The organism is Aquimarina spinulae (assembly GCF_943373825.1).
GTDB lineage: Bacteria > Bacteroidota > Bacteroidia > Flavobacteriales > Flavobacteriaceae > Aquimarina > Aquimarina spinulae.
On record NZ_CALSBP010000001.1, the window covers coordinates 282,770 to 302,077 of the forward strand.

General features: G+C 30.5%; 17 protein-coding genes. 7 read left to right on the top strand and 10 right to left on the bottom strand.

Annotated features, from left to right (window positions below; translation table 11 throughout):
• Positions 1-3: 3 nt before the first annotated feature.
• Both NNH57_RS01320 and NNH57_RS01325 read right to left on the bottom strand, forming a co-directional pair.
• The gene (locus NNH57_RS01320; protein WP_074407987.1) at positions 4-1,275 is read right to left on the bottom strand and encodes an MFS transporter; all 1,272 of its coding nucleotides are present in this window, start codon (positions 1,273-1,275) and stop codon (positions 4-6) included.
• 52 nt (positions 1,276-1,327) lie between these two features.
• The gene (locus tag NNH57_RS01325) at positions 1,328-2,077 is read right to left on the bottom strand and encodes a hypothetical protein (RefSeq protein ID WP_108808523.1); all 750 of its coding nucleotides are present in this window, start codon (positions 2,075-2,077) and stop codon (positions 1,328-1,330) included.
• Positions 2,078-2,309: 232 nt separating this feature from the next.
• Here NNH57_RS01325 and NNH57_RS01330 point away from each other — a divergent pair, with 232 nt between their 5' ends.
• Both NNH57_RS01330 and NNH57_RS01335 read left to right on the top strand, forming a co-directional pair.
• Positions 2,310-3,206 carry a helix-turn-helix domain-containing protein gene (locus tag NNH57_RS01330; protein ID WP_159099273.1) on the top strand — a complete coding sequence of 299 codons (897 nt, stop codon included), beginning with the start codon at positions 2,310-2,312 and terminating at the stop codon, positions 3,204-3,206.
• 130 nt (positions 3,207-3,336) lie between these two features.
• Positions 3,337-4,173, top strand: a complete 837-nt coding sequence (locus tag NNH57_RS01335; protein ID WP_074407984.1) for a M12 family metallopeptidase — start codon at positions 3,337-3,339, stop codon at positions 4,171-4,173.
• A gap of 257 nt (positions 4,174-4,430) precedes the next feature.
• Here the strand turns inward: NNH57_RS01335 and NNH57_RS01340 are convergent, their stop codons facing one another.
• On the bottom strand, positions 4,431-4,895 hold the full coding sequence (locus NNH57_RS01340) for a c-type cytochrome (protein WP_074407983.1): 465 nt from the start codon (positions 4,893-4,895) through the stop codon (positions 4,431-4,433).
• Between the two features lie 19 nt (positions 4,896-4,914).
• Positions 4,915-6,030, bottom strand: a complete 1,116-nt coding sequence (locus NNH57_RS01345; protein WP_074407982.1) for a PQQ-dependent sugar dehydrogenase — start codon at positions 6,028-6,030, stop codon at positions 4,915-4,917.
• Positions 6,031-6,525: 495 nt separating this feature from the next.
• Between NNH57_RS01345 and NNH57_RS01350 the strand changes: the two genes are divergently transcribed.
• Positions 6,526-7,989 carry a CARDB domain-containing protein gene (locus NNH57_RS01350; protein ID WP_108808524.1) on the top strand — a complete coding sequence of 488 codons (1,464 nt, stop codon included), beginning with the start codon at positions 6,526-6,528 and terminating at the stop codon, positions 7,987-7,989.
• A 91-nt stretch (positions 7,990-8,080) separates the two neighbouring features.
• On the opposite strand, the gene NNH57_RS01355 is transcribed toward NNH57_RS01350, so the two are convergent.
• The 4 genes from NNH57_RS01355 to NNH57_RS01370 form a co-directional block, all read right to left on the bottom strand.
• On the bottom strand, positions 8,081-10,396 hold the full coding sequence (locus NNH57_RS01355; RefSeq protein ID WP_234423403.1) for a TonB-dependent receptor domain-containing protein: 2,316 nt from the start codon (positions 10,394-10,396) through the stop codon (positions 8,081-8,083).
• Between the two features lie 643 nt (positions 10,397-11,039).
• Positions 11,040-11,855 (bottom strand): mechanosensitive ion channel family protein, encoded by an 816-nt coding sequence (locus NNH57_RS01360; protein ID WP_074407979.1) that lies wholly within the window; start codon positions 11,853-11,855, stop codon positions 11,040-11,042.
• A 21-nt stretch (positions 11,856-11,876) separates the two neighbouring features.
• Positions 11,877-12,059, bottom strand: a complete 183-nt coding sequence (locus NNH57_RS01365; protein ID WP_034243360.1) for a hypothetical protein — start codon at positions 12,057-12,059, stop codon at positions 11,877-11,879.
• A 29-nt stretch (positions 12,060-12,088) separates the two neighbouring features.
• Positions 12,089-12,658 (bottom strand): RNA polymerase sigma factor, encoded by a 570-nt coding sequence (locus tag NNH57_RS01370; RefSeq protein ID WP_074407978.1) that lies wholly within the window; start codon positions 12,656-12,658, stop codon positions 12,089-12,091.
• 378 nt (positions 12,659-13,036) lie between these two features.
• Between NNH57_RS01370 and NNH57_RS01375 the strand changes: the two genes are divergently transcribed.
• From NNH57_RS01375 to NNH57_RS01390, 4 genes are read left to right on the top strand one after another with little or no spacing between them, the layout of a single operon-like run.
• Positions 13,037-15,364, top strand: a complete 2,328-nt coding sequence (locus tag NNH57_RS01375) for a TonB-dependent receptor (protein WP_108808525.1) — start codon at positions 13,037-13,039, stop codon at positions 15,362-15,364.
• 29 nt (positions 15,365-15,393) lie between these two features.
• Positions 15,394-16,098: a hypothetical protein gene (locus tag NNH57_RS01380; RefSeq protein WP_074407976.1), complete on the top strand. Its 705-nt coding sequence runs from the start codon at positions 15,394-15,396 to the stop codon at positions 16,096-16,098.
• Positions 16,099-16,127: 29 nt separating this feature from the next.
• The gene (locus NNH57_RS01385; protein ID WP_132065849.1) at positions 16,128-17,165 is read left to right on the top strand and encodes a sensor histidine kinase; all 1,038 of its coding nucleotides are present in this window, start codon (positions 16,128-16,130) and stop codon (positions 17,163-17,165) included.
• Positions 17,162-17,845, top strand: coding sequence for a LytR/AlgR family response regulator transcription factor (locus NNH57_RS01390; RefSeq protein WP_082994880.1), 684 nt, complete (start codon positions 17,162-17,164; stop codon positions 17,843-17,845). Before NNH57_RS01385 ends, NNH57_RS01390 begins: the two co-directional genes overlap by 4 nt.
• A gap of 40 nt (positions 17,846-17,885) precedes the next feature.
• Here the strand turns inward: NNH57_RS01390 and NNH57_RS01395 are convergent, their stop codons facing one another.
• Together NNH57_RS01395 and NNH57_RS01400 are read right to left on the bottom strand one after the other, a co-directional pair.
• On the bottom strand, positions 17,886-18,461 hold the full coding sequence (locus NNH57_RS01395; protein ID WP_074407974.1) for a Crp/Fnr family transcriptional regulator: 576 nt from the start codon (positions 18,459-18,461) through the stop codon (positions 17,886-17,888).
• Positions 18,462-18,615: 154 nt separating this feature from the next.
• Positions 18,616-19,308: a hypothetical protein gene (locus NNH57_RS01400; protein ID WP_074407973.1), complete on the bottom strand. Its 693-nt coding sequence runs from the start codon at positions 19,306-19,308 to the stop codon at positions 18,616-18,618.

A 19,308-nucleotide genomic window follows, 5' to 3' on the forward strand; every position in this document is an offset into this window, starting at 1 on the left:
AATTTAATTTTTGTCTTTCTTTCCGTAGGTAGCGGGATATTGGATGTATCGGGTAAGGATAATACCAGGGATTGCAGCAATGGCTACCCATATAAAGAATCCGGTATACCCAAGAACCTCCTGGATGAAACCACTAATCATGCCAGGTAACATCATACCTAGTGCCATAAATCCTGTTGCGATTGCATAATGAGAAGTTTTAGAAACTCCCTCTGCTACATAAATCAAAAACATAAGATAAGCAGCAAAGCCAAATCCGTATCCGAATTGTTCTATTATCACAACTAATGTAACAGATACTACAGAAGATGATTCCCAGAAGCTTAGCAAAATATATAATATATTAGGTAGATTTAAAGCTAAAATCATTGGAAGCATCCATTTTTTTAATCCATATACCGAAATAGCAATACCTCCCAGAATTCCTCCTATGGTTAAGGCTATGATTCCGAATGTACCATAAATAGTACCTACTTCGGTAGTGGATAATGCCAGTCCACCAGCTTCTTTCTGATCTAATAAAAAGGGAGAAGCCATTTTTACCAATTGCGATTCTCCTAATCTGTAAAGAAGGATAAAAGCGAGAACAATACCGATTTGTTTTTTTTGAAAGAAGGTCTTAAAAACATCGAAGAAACGTATTGGTTTTTCTTTAGAAACTCTGGTTTCATTTTCTACTTTTGGAGTTGCAAAAAGATTGATTACTGTTAATACAATCATGAAAACGGCAGTGATAATCATGGTATAGGACCATGCTTTTTGATTATTACCATAATGTTCCTCTAAAAAACCAGCAAGTACTACAATTAACCCTTGACCGGTTACCATAGCCAAGCGATAAAACGTACTACGTACTCCCAAGAAAAAGGATTGTTTTTTTTGTGAAAGGCTAATAAGGTAAAAACCATCAGAGGCAATATCGTTTGTGGCAGATGCAAATGCAGCGATCCAAAAACACGAAAGACTAAGGATAAAGAAATTATTGGTAGGGATCGTTAAACCTACTCCCAAAAATGCTATAGCAATAAGGAGTTGCATGCCTAAAAACCAATTACGCTTAGTACTTTTAATATCTACAAAGGGGCTCCATAGTGGTTTTATAACCCAGGGGAGATAAAGCCAACTGGTATACAAGCCAATATCGGCATTGCTAATTCCTAGTTTTTTATACATGATTACAGAAAATGTGATGATAATCACATATGGCAACCCTTCTGTAAAATATAGTGAAGGCACCCAGGCCCAGGCATTTTTGTCTTTGTTAGATTCGATCATGAATTGTTATTAAGGAAAGTAAGATACTTATAAATTATTAGTAATACCCAGTTTATATTTTATCGATATAATCTAACTTTAGGGCATCCAGATTTATCTCAGGTAGTGATTTTTTATAAAAAAAATCAATGATTTGATCCACAAGATACGAATTGATTTTTTCAATCTTATTTTCTTCAATCATCGTAAAAACATTCATAGCTTCGACCTTTTTAAACTCTTTGATCAATTCATCCGGTTTTTTAACAGCATCCATACCGATATACTTTTCCATTTTTTTCTTCATCCACCTGTGGCTTACTAGTTTTATTTGACTATCACGAACATCTTTCTTTAAGAGATCTATTCGTTCTATATTATTTTTTGCTTCTTTCTGTGTACGATTTAGTTGTATTTTGGCTTGTGTAAATTGCCTTTCGAATTTAAAATCAAGACGACGCATATCATGTTTCAGGTGTTGGATCACCTCATAGAGTGCATTATCATATATTGTTAAGAAATCTTCATAGGCATACAGTGTATTAAGAAATACAATTGCATCCTTTCTATATAATCTTGGTATGGGTTGATTTTTTACTTTTTTGAACAAACTTGTAAGTTCTACTTGTTTTTCTTCGGGGATATTTATAAACCATGAATTATTCTTTAACGCTCTTAATTTTGTAGTTATCTCATATCTGGTACCTTTATATAGCTCTGATTTATAACTAAATCTATATGTGTTGGGATTAGCGGCTCTTTTTTTTTGAGCACTACCATGATACATGATTAGAAATACAGAAATAAATGTTAAGAATTTCATAGGTCATGTTTAATTTATAAGCCTTTTTAAAGTTACAATATAATAAAGTAATACTAACGTAGTATATGACTAGATTGTTATGTTATATACAATAGATATGTAGTTTTATACATTTAGAGGTTATATCCTAAATGGGAAATTTTATTTTTAATCAGGTTTGATCTAAGTATTAACTATAAATACTAATGATTTACTCTTAACCTAGAATGTTATTTTAAACCTTCTAATGATTATGAATAAAGAGATTCCATATGTAAAATATGAACCTAGTCATTCTAAAACGCATGGAATTGAAGTCTTATTAATAGAAGACTTAGTACAAAAGTATGGAGGCGTAAACCCTTCTTTTCCTGAAAGGCCACATCAACTGGATTTTTATTTATTAGCTTTTTATACACAGGGAGAAACAGAGCATTTAGTGGATTTTGTAAGGCATAAAGTAAAAAAAGATACTATAGTGTATTTGACTAAAGGACAGGTGAATGCTTTTAAATTTGAAAAAAACATTAAAGGCTTTGTCTTACTTTTTACAAAAGATTTTTTTGAGAAACAACTTAATAATCTACCAAAGGATGCAATTACACGCTTATTTGCTCCTAATCTGTTTACACCTGTATTTCAAGTCGATAAAAATTCTAATATTGGTAATTATATAAAATTTTTACATGATGAATATTGTAAAGAGACAGATAATTTCAGTAAACATAATATTATAACTTCTTTGCACACCATTATTCTTTCAAAAGTTGAACAAATTAAAAATGATCAGACTTTATGTATAAAAGATTCTGAAAGTTTAGTATTATTCCTAAAATTTAAAACAGCTTTAGAAAAAGAATATGCAATTAGCAGGAATGCCAGTTTTTATGCCAAAAATTTAAATATAACATACATACGTTTAAATATTGTATGTAAAGAAATTGTAGGTAGCACGGCAAAACAATTTATAGACAGGTTTGTGATTCTAGAAGCAAAAAGAAAATTAATAAATTCTAATATTAAAAGTACAGAACTAGCTTTTGAAATCGGTTTTAAAGAGCCTACTAATTTTGTGAAATATTTCAAAAAGCTCACAGGATTTACTCCTAATTACTTCAAAAATAAGTGTTCACATCATCTTCCCCTTTGATATTTACCATTTTTATATCAACATTTACCTTTCACTTGCTTTTTTGTTCACATAGTTTTACTGCGATTTAACACAAATATTAAGAAAATAACAATAATTATTTTTTTTAACTCACAAACTTAATAAAAAAATGAAATCAATTAAATTAATTTTATCAATGGCCTTTTTGGCTACCCTTTGTTTTTCTTGCGAAAAACAAGAAGACAATGAAGTTTCTGTAGAAGCGGTAGATACCGATACTAAAGAAGTCTTGTTTAATAATAATGTTCCTACAACTATTTTAAAAGTTAACGGAGAAGAAGTTGCAGTAGGAGATCTAGGAAATGGAGAATATCTTTATAATGGAGATATAGTAGTTTCTAAAACAGACCTATCTAAGATTTTAAGTGATCAAGAGGGAGTAAAAGCAAATTGGGCAAATCAAAGAAGATGGTCTAATCGTACGATATATTATCAGTTTGCTTCAAGTCTTTCTTCGGCAAAAAGAAATACTGTTTTAAGAGCAATGAGACATATTTCGAATAGAACGCGAATTAGATTCGTTCAAGGTCGTGGCAGGGGTAATTATGTTAATGTGTTTTCTGGCAATGGAAACTTTGCTACTGTTGGTATGCGAGGAGGAAGACAAAGCTTCTCTTTATCTAGAAACAATCTTGGTGTAGCTATTCATGAATTAGGACATACCATTGGTTTACGTCATGAGCATCAAAGACCAGATCGAGATCGACATATTCGTATAAATTGGAATGCAATTCCTAGCGGTAGCCGTAGTAACTTTACAAAAACAGGAAGAAATGTTGGAAGTTTTGACTGGAATTCGATTATGTTATATCCTTCTAAAACTAGAAATGGAGTATCTGATATGGTAAGCATCAGGACAGGTAGACCTTTTAACAATGCAATAGAAAGCGGGAGAAACTATTTAAGCAGTGGCGATATTGCTTGCATCAATGCATATTACCGTTAAATTTTAATAATAATTATTTAGATAATTGTTGTTATTTTTTTAGTGAAAATAAAAGAGTTATCTGAAAAAGTAAATTAAAAACTAACGTATTGTTTAAACTTTATCATTAATAGTTGGTGTTAAAAGTGTAAAGTTTTATAATAAATTTACTTTTTTAGATAACTATTTTTTATCTCAAAAGCTACCACTACTGGTTATATTAAAAATTGTAATCTGGGAGCAAGAAATACAGAGAAGGCAAAGAAAATCAATTGGGATTATTTTTTAACCCCAGTAACTTCTTCTACAGTCACCATTTTTTTCTGGGTATTTCCCCAACTATTCATAATGTAATTCATTACATCAGCAATTTCTTCGTCTTCAAGACCTAACGAGGTCATTGCACTATTATAAGTCTTTCCATTAACTTTGATAGGACCATTTAACCCATATTTGATAGAATAGATGCTTTCTTTTCGTTTATTGATCAACCAATCTGACCCTGCCAAAGGTGGAAATACATTAGGAGACCCTTTTCCGTCAGGAAGATGACATTGCATACAAAAATCAGTATAAATCTCGTTTCCGCGAGCTATACTTTCTAATAATTTTGCATCCTGATTTTTTGATACAGTATAGAGAACATAGTCGGTGTCTGATTTTTCTTGTTGTGCAACAAGTGAAATGCTTATGATTAATATGATAATCTCTATAATGAAGAAACGTTTTAAATATTTTCTCATGCGTTTACAGGTTTCTAATTTAATTAGGAATTATTTTTACAATACCTTTATTTTCTACAGCTACATAGATAAAACCATCAGGCCCTTGTCTTACATTACGAACACGTCCTATACCATCCAGTAATTTTTTTCGTCCTGTAACTTTAGTATCGGTTAACTCTACCAGTTCAAGATATTGAAATATTAAAGAACCTACTAATAGGTTGTTTTTCCATTGGGGATAGATATCACTTGTAATAAAATCCATTCCGCTAGGAGCGATAGAAGGTACCCAATAGTATAAAGGCTGCTTCATTCCTTCTTTTTTTGTGATATCTGTAATAGATGTACCACTATAATTAATACCATAAGTGATTACAGGCCACCCATAGTTTGTACCTTTTATGATTGGATTAATTTCATCACCACCTTTTGGGCCATGTTCATGAACCCAGATTGTACCATCGGGATGTATTGCCATTCCTTGTGGATTACGATGACCATATGAAAAGACAGCTTTTTTTGCCCCATTTTTGGCGACAAATGGATTGTCTTTAGGAATAGAGCCATCATCATTGAGGCGGTATATTTTTCCTCCGTCTCTTGTGATATCTTGAGGATTTACATCTCTATTACCTCGATCTCCAATAGAAAAATAGAGATATCCTTCATTATCAAATTCTATTCGCGATCCAAAATGATGCCCTTTTGTAGTATTGGGCATTCCTTTATAGAGTTTCTCTATATTGGTTAGTTTATTGTTGTTTAGTTTGGCTCTAATCAAGGCTGTATTACCGCCTTTTTCTGTACCTTCTTTAGAAGAATAAGTAATGTATAGCCATCCGTTTTCTTTATACTTAGGATGTAGTTCTATATCCAACAATCCGCCCTGGTTGCGGTTATATACTTCTGGAACATTACCAATAGAGGTTTTGTTACCATTCTTAAAATGGATCAATTCCCCGCTTTTTTCTGTAATAAGCATACTACCATCTGGCAACCAGGCCATTCCCCAAGGGATTTGCAAATCAGGAACAACAATTTTTGTTGTATAGTTTTTAGGATCATTTTCTAGAGTAATATCATTTTTCTTTTCTTGGGCGCAGGATAAAATTGCGATAAAAGGAAAAATTAAAAGGAGAATAGAATTTTTCATAAATATAGAGTTACTTTCAAAAAGTATAAAGGAATGAATATAAACAAAATTAATTGCCAAAATGTAATGATAACAGTCTAAGGTTTTGTTAAAAATAAGAAATTGAGAAACTCAGGGATGATTAACCATATAGAACGTGTACTAAATAAAGCCACTAAATCAATTTAGGTCTTCTTATTTAGAAGTACATAAATGTACAGAGGTTAGTATAATTATTATTTTTAAAAACATCACTTCATTATAAAGTGATGTTTTTATGATTATTATGTAAATGAATACAGAGAATAAATTGAATATTTTTTTAATGAACTATGTTTTTTAATGTAATTATTTGTAAATCATACAGTTATGTTTTGTTTAATATATTGTTTTTGATTATTTATATAAAACTTAGTTAATATTCTAGTAATGATTTTAGAGTTTAAAGTGAGGTTATTTGTTATGTTGAAAAGACAATAAACCAATTTATTTTACACTAAAAAAATAACCAAAATCATGAAAAAACAATTTATTTTAGTAGTAGGACTTCTTTTTTCTACAACGTTTTTTTTCGCTCAGGAGGTCGATATTACCATTTCGACTTCTAATGTAGATCCTATAATCAAACCTGGAGAATATACACTATTGAATTGGTCTGTTAAAAGTAGGAATAATATGGCTGTATCAGAAAATAAGATTAAATTCTTTCTTTCTGAAGATAAACAATTTACCAAAGATGATCTGTTTTTAGGAAGTTCTTTGGTACCAGAATTAGTAGGGGGAATAGAAGGGGAAATAAATTATACTTGGGTACGAATCCCTTCTGATGTTAATATCGGAAATCATACTGTTTTTTTTCATGTTGATGCAGATAATGAAATTGAAGAAGTAAACGAAACAGATAATGTAAAGGCAGAAGTTGTAAAGGTAGTAGCTAATCTGAAATCTGATTTGATAGTAGAATCTACAGATTTACCATTATTTGCTATAGAAGGTAGTCAATTAAAAGTTGGATGGGCTACAAAAAATCAAGGAAAAGCAGTATCTCCTCCAACAGAGCTTACGATTTATCTTTCTAAAGTGCCTAAAATCACAAATGAATCTATAAAAATATTAGATTTCGATTCTCGATCCGTTCGTATTGGAGAACGCATTATAGACGAAGCAATAGTAACAATACCTAGTGATAGTGAAGTTGATGGAGGGGTAATAGGCGAGCGTTATCTTGTATTTGAGACTGATAGTAATTTTATGGAAAAAGAATCTAATGAGTACAATAATGTGGATTTCAAAAGAATAAAAATCGGAAGCTCTTGCGATTTAGTTAGTACAGATGTGGAAGCTTTGGCACGTATTGGTTATTATGCCCCACATGTAAAAGGAGTATTATATGATGTGAGTTTTGAAGTAAAAAACCAAGGTAGAAATACTACTGAAGAGCTAGGTGTGGTTAGTTGTTATCTTTCTGAAGATACTAATTTGGATAGAGATGATCGATTAATCTATTTAAATACTAATGTACCTGTTTTAGGGAATGAAGATGTTTTTGAAGTTAATTTTTCTAATCGTTGGGTGGGGCAAGCCCCAGATGGGCCAGATGGTCCATCTTTGGAAGAAAACCTTAGAGAGTTATTAAATTATAATGTTATTGTTGTTGTAGATCCTGAAAACGTAATCTCTGAATCTAATGAGGATAATAATATGGTGATTAAAAATATCGAGTTATCGAAAGAAACAATCAAAGGTTTCGAAAAAAAGGAGACAACTGTAGTGTTTCCTGTTCCTGTAAAAGATGTTTTGAATATTGTTGTTACAGACAATACAGAAATAACGATATATAGCGTAGCTACGGGTTCTATAGTGTTAAACAAAACGTTTACTCAATCAGGAAAATATGAAGTAGATGTAGCATCTTTAAAAAGAGGTAGTTATATTTTGGATGATCATAAAGGAAAAAAAATAAATATGATTAAAAGATGAACAACCTTTTTTATTTTAATTGAATAATAAACAAAAAGCTACGCTTTATATTAAAGCGTAGCTTTTTAATTAATCGTACCAGTTTACCATCTTAATTTATTTGACGAGATGATGCTAAACTATATCTTATGTTAATCCCTCCATATGCATTAAATGGTAAACCAGGATAGAAATATCTTGGTGCATTGCCTCCAAATCCTCTGGCATTGATTTGTAATTGAGATGCATACTTTGTGTCTAGAATATTGTTTGCCCCAAAGAATAAATCGTACGTAAAGTGAGATCCAATACTATTTTTATATCCTATTTTACCATGTAACAATTCATAGTTTTTACTAAATGATGCATTCGCATCATTTGCAGGTATTTTACCTACAGTCTGAAAGCTGAGGTTACCATAAAACCCTTTTTGAGCTATAAATTCGATCCCAGAATTGGTGACTTGAGAAGGTACCCCAGTAAGATCGTTATCCGAAAAATCATTATCTAAATCTGTAAAATTATCAAATGTATGATCATATATTGATGCATTGAAAAAGAATTTTAATACTCCAGAGTTTACTTTTATAATATCGAAATTTAATTCTATTTCGGCGCCATTATGCGTAGTTTTTCCAGCATTAATAGCAAAGAAATTATCGTCGACGGTTCTTCTTGAAACCAAGAGATCTTTAACTCTAAATTGATATAGTGATACAGAACCATATAGTTTATCATGTAATAAACTATATCGGGTACCGATTTCATAATTCCATCCTATTTCGGGTTTTATATCGGGATTAAAGAGACCATCGGGTAATAGCGTTTCTGAAGTAGTTGGAGTAGAGAAACCATGAGCAATGTTTCCGTAGAAGGTAAATTGAGGGTTTAGAGTATAGTTTATTCCTATTTTGGGAGAGAGTATGGGATCATAATCAAATTTACCAGAGCTATCTTCTCCATCAGATAAGAATTGATCATCGATATCAAAAAAAGTCTGATTGAGATTTACACCTAAGTTTACTTTAAATTTCTCACTAATCTTATATTTTGTTTCGGCAAAAATGTTGTAATAGTATCGTTTTTCATCGAGATCAGAAAGTTGATTACCTTGTACACTACCTGTACCAGAAGGGAAATCCTGGTATAAGTTTTCAAAGGTCTTACCGGTATAATAATCCAAGAATAACTCTCCGCCCAAGGTCCAGTTTAATTCTTGATTAGCAATTAGATGAGTTCCTAAAACTCGATTTCTCATACCAAAACTGGTAGCATTTTCTTTCAGTATATTAAAAGGTCTAGATTCGTCATTATTTCTAAAAGAACCAAAAATACTGGTGTTATGTGATATTTTTGGATTGTAATTATGTTTCCAGGTTACTCCTAATATTCCATAATCTACATCTTCATTTCCTTGCGCACGTCCCCAGGTAAATGCAGCTTGTCTAGGATTGTTTTCAAAATTTTCCTGATTTAATGAACTGGGGATCCCTGCATTAAGATTAACATAGCTCCCTATAACCGAAAAATTGTTTTTCTTTCCAATATCAAAACCAGAGGCCAGTGTTACTGTATTTCGATCGTATTCATTGTTATCACGATAGCCATCGGTATGATTGTTACTATAGAGTACTGTAACATTAGATTTTTCTTTGGATATAGCAGCTTTTGCCAAAACTCTTCTTAGTCCATAACTCCCGAATGATGTAGTGAATTCACTCTCAGAAGTATTTGTATTTGCAAATTGAGGTCGAAATAAGATAGTTCCTCCTAACCCTACACCATAACTGCTTGAAGAAGGACCTTTATGTATTTCTATACTGGATAAAGCACCAAGCTCTAAATCCTCTATAGAAGATTCTCCATTGCCATCGGTTAATGGAATATCTCCAAAATAGGCTCTTATATTAGCTGTACCAAATAAGTTTCTGGCTCCGATTCCTCTAATTGTAATTCTATTGGTATTTAAAGTACCATTTTGCATAAAAACACCAGCAACTCTATTAAGAATAGGATGTAGCTCTATTGGGTTTCCACGATTAATATCACTAGTCGTGATAGAAGAGATAGCTTCTGTTGCATACCTATGTTTTTGTGGACGAAAATAATCTTCTATTACCACCTCTACCAAATTTGTAATAGGAGTTAATGCTATTATAATGTACCCGTCCTTAGTACGATTATGTTTGTTAATGTCTATAGTAATTTCGGTATAACCATCTTTAGAAAAGATTATTTTTTCTAAAGACTTTATAGAGAATTTACCATCAGCATCGGTAAAAACTTTAATGTTGCTACCTATATCAAGAACGCTTACATCTGCTATCGGAAGTTTATTCGAATTATTTATGACAATTCCTTTAATATCAAATTGTGAGTATACAGAAAAATGACAAGCGAGTACTAAAAATAAAAATATTCTTTTCAAGATTTGTTTTTTTCCAAATATCGGAAACTAGAGGCAATTGGTTTTAAAAAACACGATTGTGTTAATAAATATTAGGATATTTTAACGATCAAAATGTGGTAATCCTTACATCGAAGAAAATACACAACTGTACTGCGAGGTAAAAAATGTCCATTCTTTATAGAGGCCAGTTGATTTTTATGGTCCCCTTATCAACCGACCTGCTATAAAAAACGTAATCATCCAAAAAAACATACATGATGTAATTTTTGGACCCCCTAAATTTTTCCTTTTTCTTTATTAATCTTATGTAGTTGTCTCTTATCCTTTGTGTATTCAAACCAATTACGAACTATTAGTATAATTAGAACTATTAGTATTAAGATCTGAATAGTAATCAATACAATCATCTCTCTCTTTTTATAAGAAGTATGAAACTTCTATTTTATCTGTTATATAGTTTTGACACATAAGAATATAAAAAGTCACTTTTAAGTCTCTTTTTTATGATTTTGGGTATAATTTTTATGAATACTTTTTATAAAAGGGATATGATAAATATTTTGATGTTGAAATTTTTTGTGTACTACTCTTGTAAACGTTTATTGTTTATACTACATAACAATGTATCTGTTCCTGAAAACTGATATGTTTGATGAAGTGTTTAACTAATAATTTCAACTTTTTTATTTGCTATAAGTTTAATAGGATAGACGACTCTATTATTGTCATTCCTTTCTACTGTTATGCAAATATTGTCGATAGAAATAATAACTCCTTCATCATCTTCGATTTTAATTTTTTGCCCTACTTCAAAATTCTTTTTAGAGTAAAAACCAAGTAATAATCTATATACAATATCTCTGGAACCTAAACCTAAGGCAAGTACAAAAGTGGCTAAAAAAGCCCCCAGAATAAGAGAAAGATTATTTGTTATAATACTAGTATTGATACCTGCCTGATTTAAAGCGGTAATAGCCACAATGGCTACGATACTAAAAAAGAGTATAGAACTTATTAGTTTGGATCCATTAAGATCCAGAGATTTTAGCAAGGCATAAACAGATTTTCTTACTAGAGATGCCAGATATAATCCTAATCCTAAAATTACAATCGAACTGAATATTTTGGGTAAATAATCGATTAACCTTCCTGCACCATTCGAAACCATATTTAAACCAAACATATCAGCTCCGACAATGACCAATACGAGAATTAGAAACCACTTAACAAAAGCTAGAATTATTTTGGTAGGTTCAATTTTGGTAGCAGAATTAAAAAGAGACCCGTTATCACTAATTTTAGATACCAAAGTATCAATTTTGGTTAGCTTCAAGGATTTTTTTAATATAAAAAGAATGAGTTTTACAATCATCCATCCGACTAAAATGAACAAAATTGCACCAATTATATTGGGTATAATTTCATACAGTTCATTAAATATATTTTCAATCAATTTAAAATTTAGAAATTTTTCCATACGATTTTTAGAGGTTAAACCTTAATTTTTGTTAGAACGACTTACTATTTTAAAAAGTTCTTCAAGAGAATTTGGATATTTTATAGCAAATAAATCGGCCAGATCTAGTGATAGCTTTACTATTTCAACATCATCAAGTACCTTCTTCTTAAGAGAAGCAGGCAATTCTTCATTTTGAATAATTTTTTTAAATGGATTTTTCATTTTTCCTGGGGTATTAGGTTTAAAAGATGTTATAAAGTTTTATACGAGCTCAATAATCTAGATTTAGCTCGGCTTAGTCTCATTTTTACGGCACTACTGCCAATATTTAGGGTTTTTTCGATTTCTTTTATAGATAGATCATCCTGATATTTCATCATTAAAATGATTTTATCATCGGGGTCAATTTTTTTTAGCGCCATTGCTAGTTTTTTGGATTTTAGTTTCATCATATCCTCGTCGTCTATCTCTTCAGATGGGTACTCAACGATAATATCATCGATAGATACGATTTTCTCTTTTTTCTTTTTTTGAACCCTTTGTACATAATTCACACAGAAATTATAGGTGAATGAGTACAACCAGGTAGAAAATTTAGAATTTCCTTTAAATGTTTTTAGCTTGGCGAATAAAAGAACAAAAATATCATGTGTTAAATCTTGTGCCTCCTCATTAGATTTTACAAAACTCAAGCATTTATTATATATAGTTTTTGCATATCTATCATAAAGAATTGCATATAGCTTAGTATCCTTACTTTTGGCTATTTTGTAAACAAGCTCTTTATCCTCTAAATTTTCATCCAGTTCTGTCTTCTTCAACCTGTATTTTTATTACATATAATCCCTCTAAATAGTTTAGACACAGTATGTCTAAAAAAGTCACTTTTAATTTTGTTTCTTTATTTCAAAGTGATTGCTGTATTCCTGTTATGATTTGTTTTAAAGTGATGTATTATGGTATTAAAATATCCAAAACACAAATCTTTAGGGTATGAGTGAAGGTTTAAAAGAGTTCAAAAAAAAATATTTTTGAAACCTTAATTTAAGCAAAAAATAAAAGTAATAGTATGATTTATAAAGATTTCTTGTTTTTTGAAACTAGTTTTAAGCAGTTAACAGATGAACTGAGAACTTTCACAGATTAAAATTTTCTAAAAAAGATAGACGTATCACTTTTGAAATATCAAAATCGAAAGAATGATACGAACAGTAAATTTTATACTATTTTTTTTTATAGGATTCTCAATTATGAGTGGTCAGGAAATAAAAATGTTGAAAGGAACGGTAAAAGACCAAACAACTCAAGAGATTATTCCTTATGCTACAGTAGCAGTTTATAACAATAAAGGAGAATTAGTTGATGGTATTTCGACTAATGATAAGGGTCAATTTCTACTAGAGACAGACAAAATATTTACATATTTTGAAGTTAGTTTTATTGGTTACCAGACTGCCTTGGTGCAATTTTCTGAAATTGGTGATCCAACCAATATTTCAATTAGACTGCAATCGATGGCAAGTACTCTGGACGAAATTGTTATCGAGGCTGATCGAACTACCACACAGCTTAAAATCGATAGAAAAATTATCGATATAGGAGCAGATATTCAACAATCTGGCACTACAGCCCTCGAAGCTTTTGATCAAATAACAGATATACAGACTGATTTAGGAACTGGTAATATTTCATTAAGAGGTAGTGATAATGTGAAATTGTTAATCAATGGGAAACCTTCTTCCTTAAACGCAGTAGAGTTATTAGAGCAAATCCCATCATCTTCTATAAAAACTGTAGAAATTATTACTTCTCCATCAGCAAAATATCAGGCAGATGGATTATCAGGTGTTATTAATGTGATCTTGAAAAGAAACATGAATAGAGGATTTAATCTTAATCTTAATAGTGCATTGGGAACAAAGCGATATAGTTATGGTATTGATGGAAATTATAACCTCTCATTTATGAATTTAAGATTTAATGCCTCGCAATCTGGAAGAGAAATGGATAGCAAACAAACCATTAATAGATCTTTTATAAATGGTGATACTCAAAGTATTTTTACTCCCCACGATTTTAATGGAAAAATAAAAAGGGGAATAATCGGATTAGATTTTTTTATAGATGAGCATAATGAATTTTCTCTGGGGTTTGATTATACCGATGATTATCACAGTTTCTACAATAATTCTCAATATTTTGATGTGACTGATCGTGACGATTTTATTTATACCCGTAACTCCGCACATTCACATTTTACTTCTGTTTTTAATGCTAATTATCGTAGAAGATTTAATAAAGAAGGACATTTTTTAGAGATTGACTATAATCTTAATGATAATAAAAATGAGTATCCAGCTTCTGATTTTGAAGATGATGTTTTTTTGTTTGATCAAATAATAGAAGAAGATAATACAATCCATGCCATATCATTAGACTATGCATTACCTGTTTCAGAAAAGATTACAATAGAAACAGGAGCATCCTGGAATAAGAGTGATACAAAAAACCAACAGTTTTTTAGATCAAATAATACAGTGTCTACATTAGATATATTTGATTATGAAGAAGAGCTATTAGGGATCTACGGACTTACAAAATTTAGGATTAAAAATTTGGATTGGCAAGTTGGATTGCGGTATGAATATTTCTCGTCAAAATCTCAAAACACATTAAATTTGTCTACAACGGATCTACATTTTTCTAATCTTTTTCCATCAATTCATGTCGCCTATACCTTTAGTGAAGATAATACACTGGGCTTAGGGTATAGTAAACGAATTTCCAGACCTAATTTACATCATATTAACCCATTTCAGCTAGGAAACCCTTTTTTTAGATTTGATGGTAATCCAGGGTTAAAACCAGAATCGAGTGATAACATTGAACTTAATTACCAAAATAATAAAAGAAAATTAAATTGGTCTGTTGCAACATTTTATCGTTACAGAAAAGATGTTATTCTTTGGGTAAATACTATAGAAGATAATAATGTACAAGTGATCTCATTTCAAAATATTGGGATAAACCATTCCTTAGGTATCGAAACAACTCTAAAATATAGATTTGCAAAGTATTGGAATACAGTGCTTACAGGGAATTATTACTACACAATAACAGATCAGAACAATCTGGTTACCTGGGATGAATTATACTCGTCTAATCTACAATTAAAGAATACGTTTAAAATTACTAAAAAAGTAAGTACAGATATAACATATCGGCATACACCTAAAAGGCAAAATGCTTTTAATTATATAGAACCAAGACATAGAGTTGATTGGGCGGTAAGGGCAAAATTTATGAATAATAAATTAACGGCCAACTTAAGAGTAATAGATGTATTAGATAATAATTTGATGAAACGAAATATACGTACTCCCGAGTTTAACCAACGTACCGTTTGGAAGTTTCAGTCACAAACACTAGGATTTTTATTTAGTCTAAAATATACACTCTTTAAAAGCGAGGATAGAGCAAGAAATAGAAAAGAGCGAGAATATAGACATAATCATTCTAGCAATTAAAAAAAGTAAAACAAATAAAACTATACGTAATGCAGATAAATTCTTTTTTGTCAACAGTGATATTGATTTTTATTTTAACAATAACAGCTTGTAAACCAAATGATTTTGTTGAAGAAAAAATCTCTTCTCAAGAACTTTCAGAATGGAAAACAATAGGAAAAGGTAAAACCTCGATTAAGGATCATGAATTTGTTTTTGAAGAAATTGATAGCTCTGATGGTTTCTTTTTGGTAAGTCCTAAAAGTTACCAGGGAGATATGGTAATACAATATAAAATAAAGGCGTTGTCAAAGGCATCGGTATTAATTGTGTTATTTTCTGCTTCTGATGCCAAAGAAACTATACAGCTAACCTTACCCGAAAAGAATGCTATTGCCGACGATATTTGGGAATGGCGAAGAGAAATGAATCATTATAATGTAACATTTAATAATAAGTCTCACGGTTATACTCCATTCTTTTACAAAAATGTTTCTTCCTTAGAGCGCGATTTTCATCTTCGGAAACAAGAAAACATAATGAATCACAACCAATGGGTGAGTGTAGAAATTGGTAAAAAAGAGAATAGAGTGTGGTTTTCTCTTAATGATAGTATTATTTTCGAACGTACAGATTATAATCCACTTCTGGGAGGACATATACTTTTCAGAATAAGTGGTGCTTCTACTCAAGAAGAAACCATTCTTGCAAAGGCATCTATAAAAGACTTGATGATTTATCATAAAGAAAAGTAATACCTTAGTAAGGTTTAATAAAAGAACGTGTGAGTAATAACGCTATGTATTCAAAACTAAAAAAAGCAGAACCTGTATTGCATCTGCTTTTTTGGGGAATGGTACTTTTTTTTCCATATATAAAGTATCTGGGAAGAGAAGGAGGGTACCCTATGAGTTTTATGCATGAGCTAGTTACATTGGTATTTAATATGGTACCTACATATGTCATGTACCTGTGGTTCTTTCCTTTAAAAAATAAGAAGAAGTATATTGTTTTAGTACTGCTTGTTTTTAGTAGCAACGCTTTAATCCATTATTATGCAGATAATTTTTTTCACCTTACAGAAGATCATAAAGATCATCAAGATCATCGCTGGAAATATGTAGTTTCTAGCTGGGTGACGTATTTCTCCTTTAGTTTGGCTTTTTTTGCTTTGCATTCTATTAAAAAATTATATGCTAAACAGCTTGAATTAGATACTACAAAACAAGAAAAACAACAAGCAGAACTCAGTGCATTAAAAGCACAAATAAATCCACACTTCCTATTTAATACACTAAATAATATTTATGCAAATGCTTTAAAAAAAGATGAAAAAACTCCAGATCTGATTTTAAAGTTATCTAGCAGTTTTAGATATGTATTGCATGAAGGCCAAAAAGAAAAAGTAACTTTATCTCATGAGATTACTCATGTGAAAGATTACATTAGTTTACAAGAGGAACGATTATCTACCAAAATACAAGCTGATTTTTTTGAAGATATTGATAATCCGAAAACAGAAATAGCTCCATTACTCTTAATTCCTTTTGTAGAAAATGCATTTAAGTATACCAGTATCTTAAAAGGTAAAAACCATCGGATACGAATTAGGGCAGTATTAAAAAGAGATCAATTCTCTTTTTATTGCGAAAATCCATATAATGAAAATAAGAAGCCAGAGATTGATGCAAATTGGCAAGAAAGCGGTATTGGGATAAAAAACACTCAAAGGAGATTACAGTTATTATATCCAGAGCGATATCAATTACAGATTAAGAAAGAAAATAATGTATTTAAAGTAATACTCACCATCTCATTATGATAAATTGTTTGATTATAGAAGACGAACACGGTGCGCAAGAAGTGTTACAAAACTACATTGATAGAACTCCGTTTGTGAACTGTTTAGGAGTATATGAAAGTGGATTGGATATTAGGTTTGAAGAACTAAAGAAGGTAGATTTTATGTTTTTAGATATTCAGCTACCTGAGTTAAATGGATTGTCATTCTTAAAAACACTTATCCACCCTCCAAAAGTAATTGTAACTACTGCTTATCCAGATTATGCAGTAGATGCTTTTGAAGAAAATGTATTGGACTACCTGGTAAAACCATTTTCTTATGAACGTTTTTTTAAAGCGATTACCCGAGTTCGAAATCAAATACAGATTACAAATGACGAAATCAATAAACAACTTTTTCTATATGCAGACAAGACCATTTATAAAATTACTATTGATGATATTTTATATTTAAAAGCCGAAGTAGATTATGTAAAAGTGGTTACTAAAGAAAAGTCTATTTTATTGTTAGACAGTTTACATAATTGGGAAAAAAAACTACATGACGATAATTTTGTAAGAACTCATCGTTCTTATATTGTAAATTTTGAGAAAATAGAAAAAGTATCGGGAAACTTGGTGTATATAGCAGATGAAAAAATTCCTATCGGAAAAACATATAAAGAAGAATTCTTAAAAAAGATAAAATACATAAAGTAGTACTACTTTTTTAAAAGTTAGAAGCTTGAAGATTCAATATTTATTTTTTAGCAACATCTTTTCTAATACGACTTAAAGTACTATCTGTTATGCCTAAATAGGATGCAATATGTTTTAAGGGAGCATTCATAATAATTTCTGAATTTGATTGTAAAAGAGCAATGTATCGTTGTTCTGCTGTTTGATTTATCATCGAGATAGTTCTTTTTTTTGAAGCAATAAATTCTTTAACCAAGATAGCTCTTCCAAAATCTCTAAATGCTGGTTTGTTATGAAAAAGAGAGTTTAGTTGTTGATATGAAAATCGATATCCCCGACAATCGGTAACTGCTTGTATATTTACTTGCGAAGGCACTCTTTGAAAAAAAGAAGTAACCTCAAAAACAACAGAATTTGAAGTATAAAAATCAGTAGTAACCTCGTTACCTTCGATGTCATATAAATATGTTCGTAATAGCCCTTTTTCAAAAAAGTAGTAGTCATCACTAATTTTACCTTCTCGAACGATGAATTCTCCTTTGTTTAATTCTTTATATTCAAAAGATTGAGCTATAGCTATGGCTTCTGCTTTGGTAATGGGAATAATGTGTTGAATAAATGCTACTAAACTGTTCATGTTATAAAATCATTTATGATTATAATTGTTTTCAATTTAAATTTTCTATAAGATCTCTGTTTATTTAATATTATTCCTTGATTAGTGACCAATTTCAAACTTATTTTGTTTTGAGTTAATTTTTCTTGATAAAAGGCAAGAAATCGTTTTAGAATTAATTATTAGTCTCAAAGTTTTCTATTTCGAGTAAAAAAGAGAGTGTTCTATTCAAAGAAGAATTTGCAGATTCGTCTGTAAGTAAAGAGTTTTTACCCAATTGTATCCAAAAAGGAGAGTTTTGCGCTAGAGCCCCATATTTACTTAAGATCCAAAAAGATAATGGAAACCATAGTATAGAAAACCCAACATGTATAATAATAACAATAGCCGCTTTTTTCCAAATTTCTGGGATCAAGACTAATGGATCCATAGAAAAAAAGACAATCATAAGTAACCAGAAATAGATATTAGAGAGAATAAAAATGAACTGATTGTGTTTCAGCCTTTTTAATTTAAGATGTTCAATAATTTTTTGAAGTTTTACAATAGGTTCGGTATACTTAATTTTCGACATCAAATTCAATTGAGATACATTTTTATAAAATACAACCTTAGACAGTAGTATTAATAGTGCCGCCGAAACAGAAATACCAATACTTTTGAAGTGTATTACCAAAACAATCCAGGCATAAATGATGACTAACAAATTGAAAATCATATATAACACACTTTGTGTTTTCATTCGTTTTACATTAGAATCAATTTTTTTATACTTAGATTCTTTAAATAATTGAATCACTAAATTTTCACCTTCAATTGACCGGTTATAATGATTACCCCATTCTTCTTGTATGTTATCTAAATTCAT

Bases quoted from the DNA above. Each gene is read 5' to 3' on its own strand.
- NNH57_RS01320 (WP_074407987.1), bottom strand. From the start codon at position 1,275: ATGATCGAATCTAACAAAGACAAAAATGCCTGGGCCTGGGTGCCTTCA.
- NNH57_RS01325 (WP_108808523.1), bottom strand. From the start codon at position 2,077: ATGAAATTCTTAACATTTATTTCTGTATTTCTAATCATGTATCATGGT.
- NNH57_RS01330 (WP_159099273.1), top strand. From the start codon at position 2,310: ATGAATAAAGAGATTCCATATGTAAAATATGAACCTAGTCATTCTAAA.
- NNH57_RS01335 (WP_074407984.1), top strand. From the start codon at position 3,337: ATGAAATCAATTAAATTAATTTTATCAATGGCCTTTTTGGCTACCCTT.
- NNH57_RS01340 (WP_074407983.1), bottom strand. From the start codon at position 4,895: ATGAGAAAATATTTAAAACGTTTCTTCATTATAGAGATTATCATATTA.
- NNH57_RS01345 (WP_074407982.1), bottom strand. From the start codon at position 6,030: ATGAAAAATTCTATTCTCCTTTTAATTTTTCCTTTTATCGCAATTTTA.
- NNH57_RS01350 (WP_108808524.1), top strand. From the start codon at position 6,526: ATGAAAAAACAATTTATTTTAGTAGTAGGACTTCTTTTTTCTACAACG.
- NNH57_RS01360 (WP_074407979.1), bottom strand. From the start codon at position 11,855: ATGGAAAAATTTCTAAATTTTAAATTGATTGAAAATATATTTAATGAA.
- NNH57_RS01365 (WP_034243360.1), bottom strand. From the start codon at position 12,059: ATGAAAAATCCATTTAAAAAAATTATTCAAAATGAAGAATTGCCTGCT.
- NNH57_RS01375 (WP_108808525.1), top strand. From the start codon at position 13,037: ATGATACGAACAGTAAATTTTATACTATTTTTTTTTATAGGATTCTCA.
- NNH57_RS01380 (WP_074407976.1), top strand. From the start codon at position 15,394: ATGCAGATAAATTCTTTTTTGTCAACAGTGATATTGATTTTTATTTTA.
- NNH57_RS01390 (WP_082994880.1), top strand. From the start codon at position 17,162: ATGATAAATTGTTTGATTATAGAAGACGAACACGGTGCGCAAGAAGTG.
- NNH57_RS01395 (WP_074407974.1), bottom strand. From the start codon at position 18,461: ATGAACAGTTTAGTAGCATTTATTCAACACATTATTCCCATTACCAAA.
- NNH57_RS01400 (WP_074407973.1), bottom strand. From the start codon at position 19,308: ATGAATTTAGATAACATACAAGAAGAATGGGGTAATCATTATAACCGG.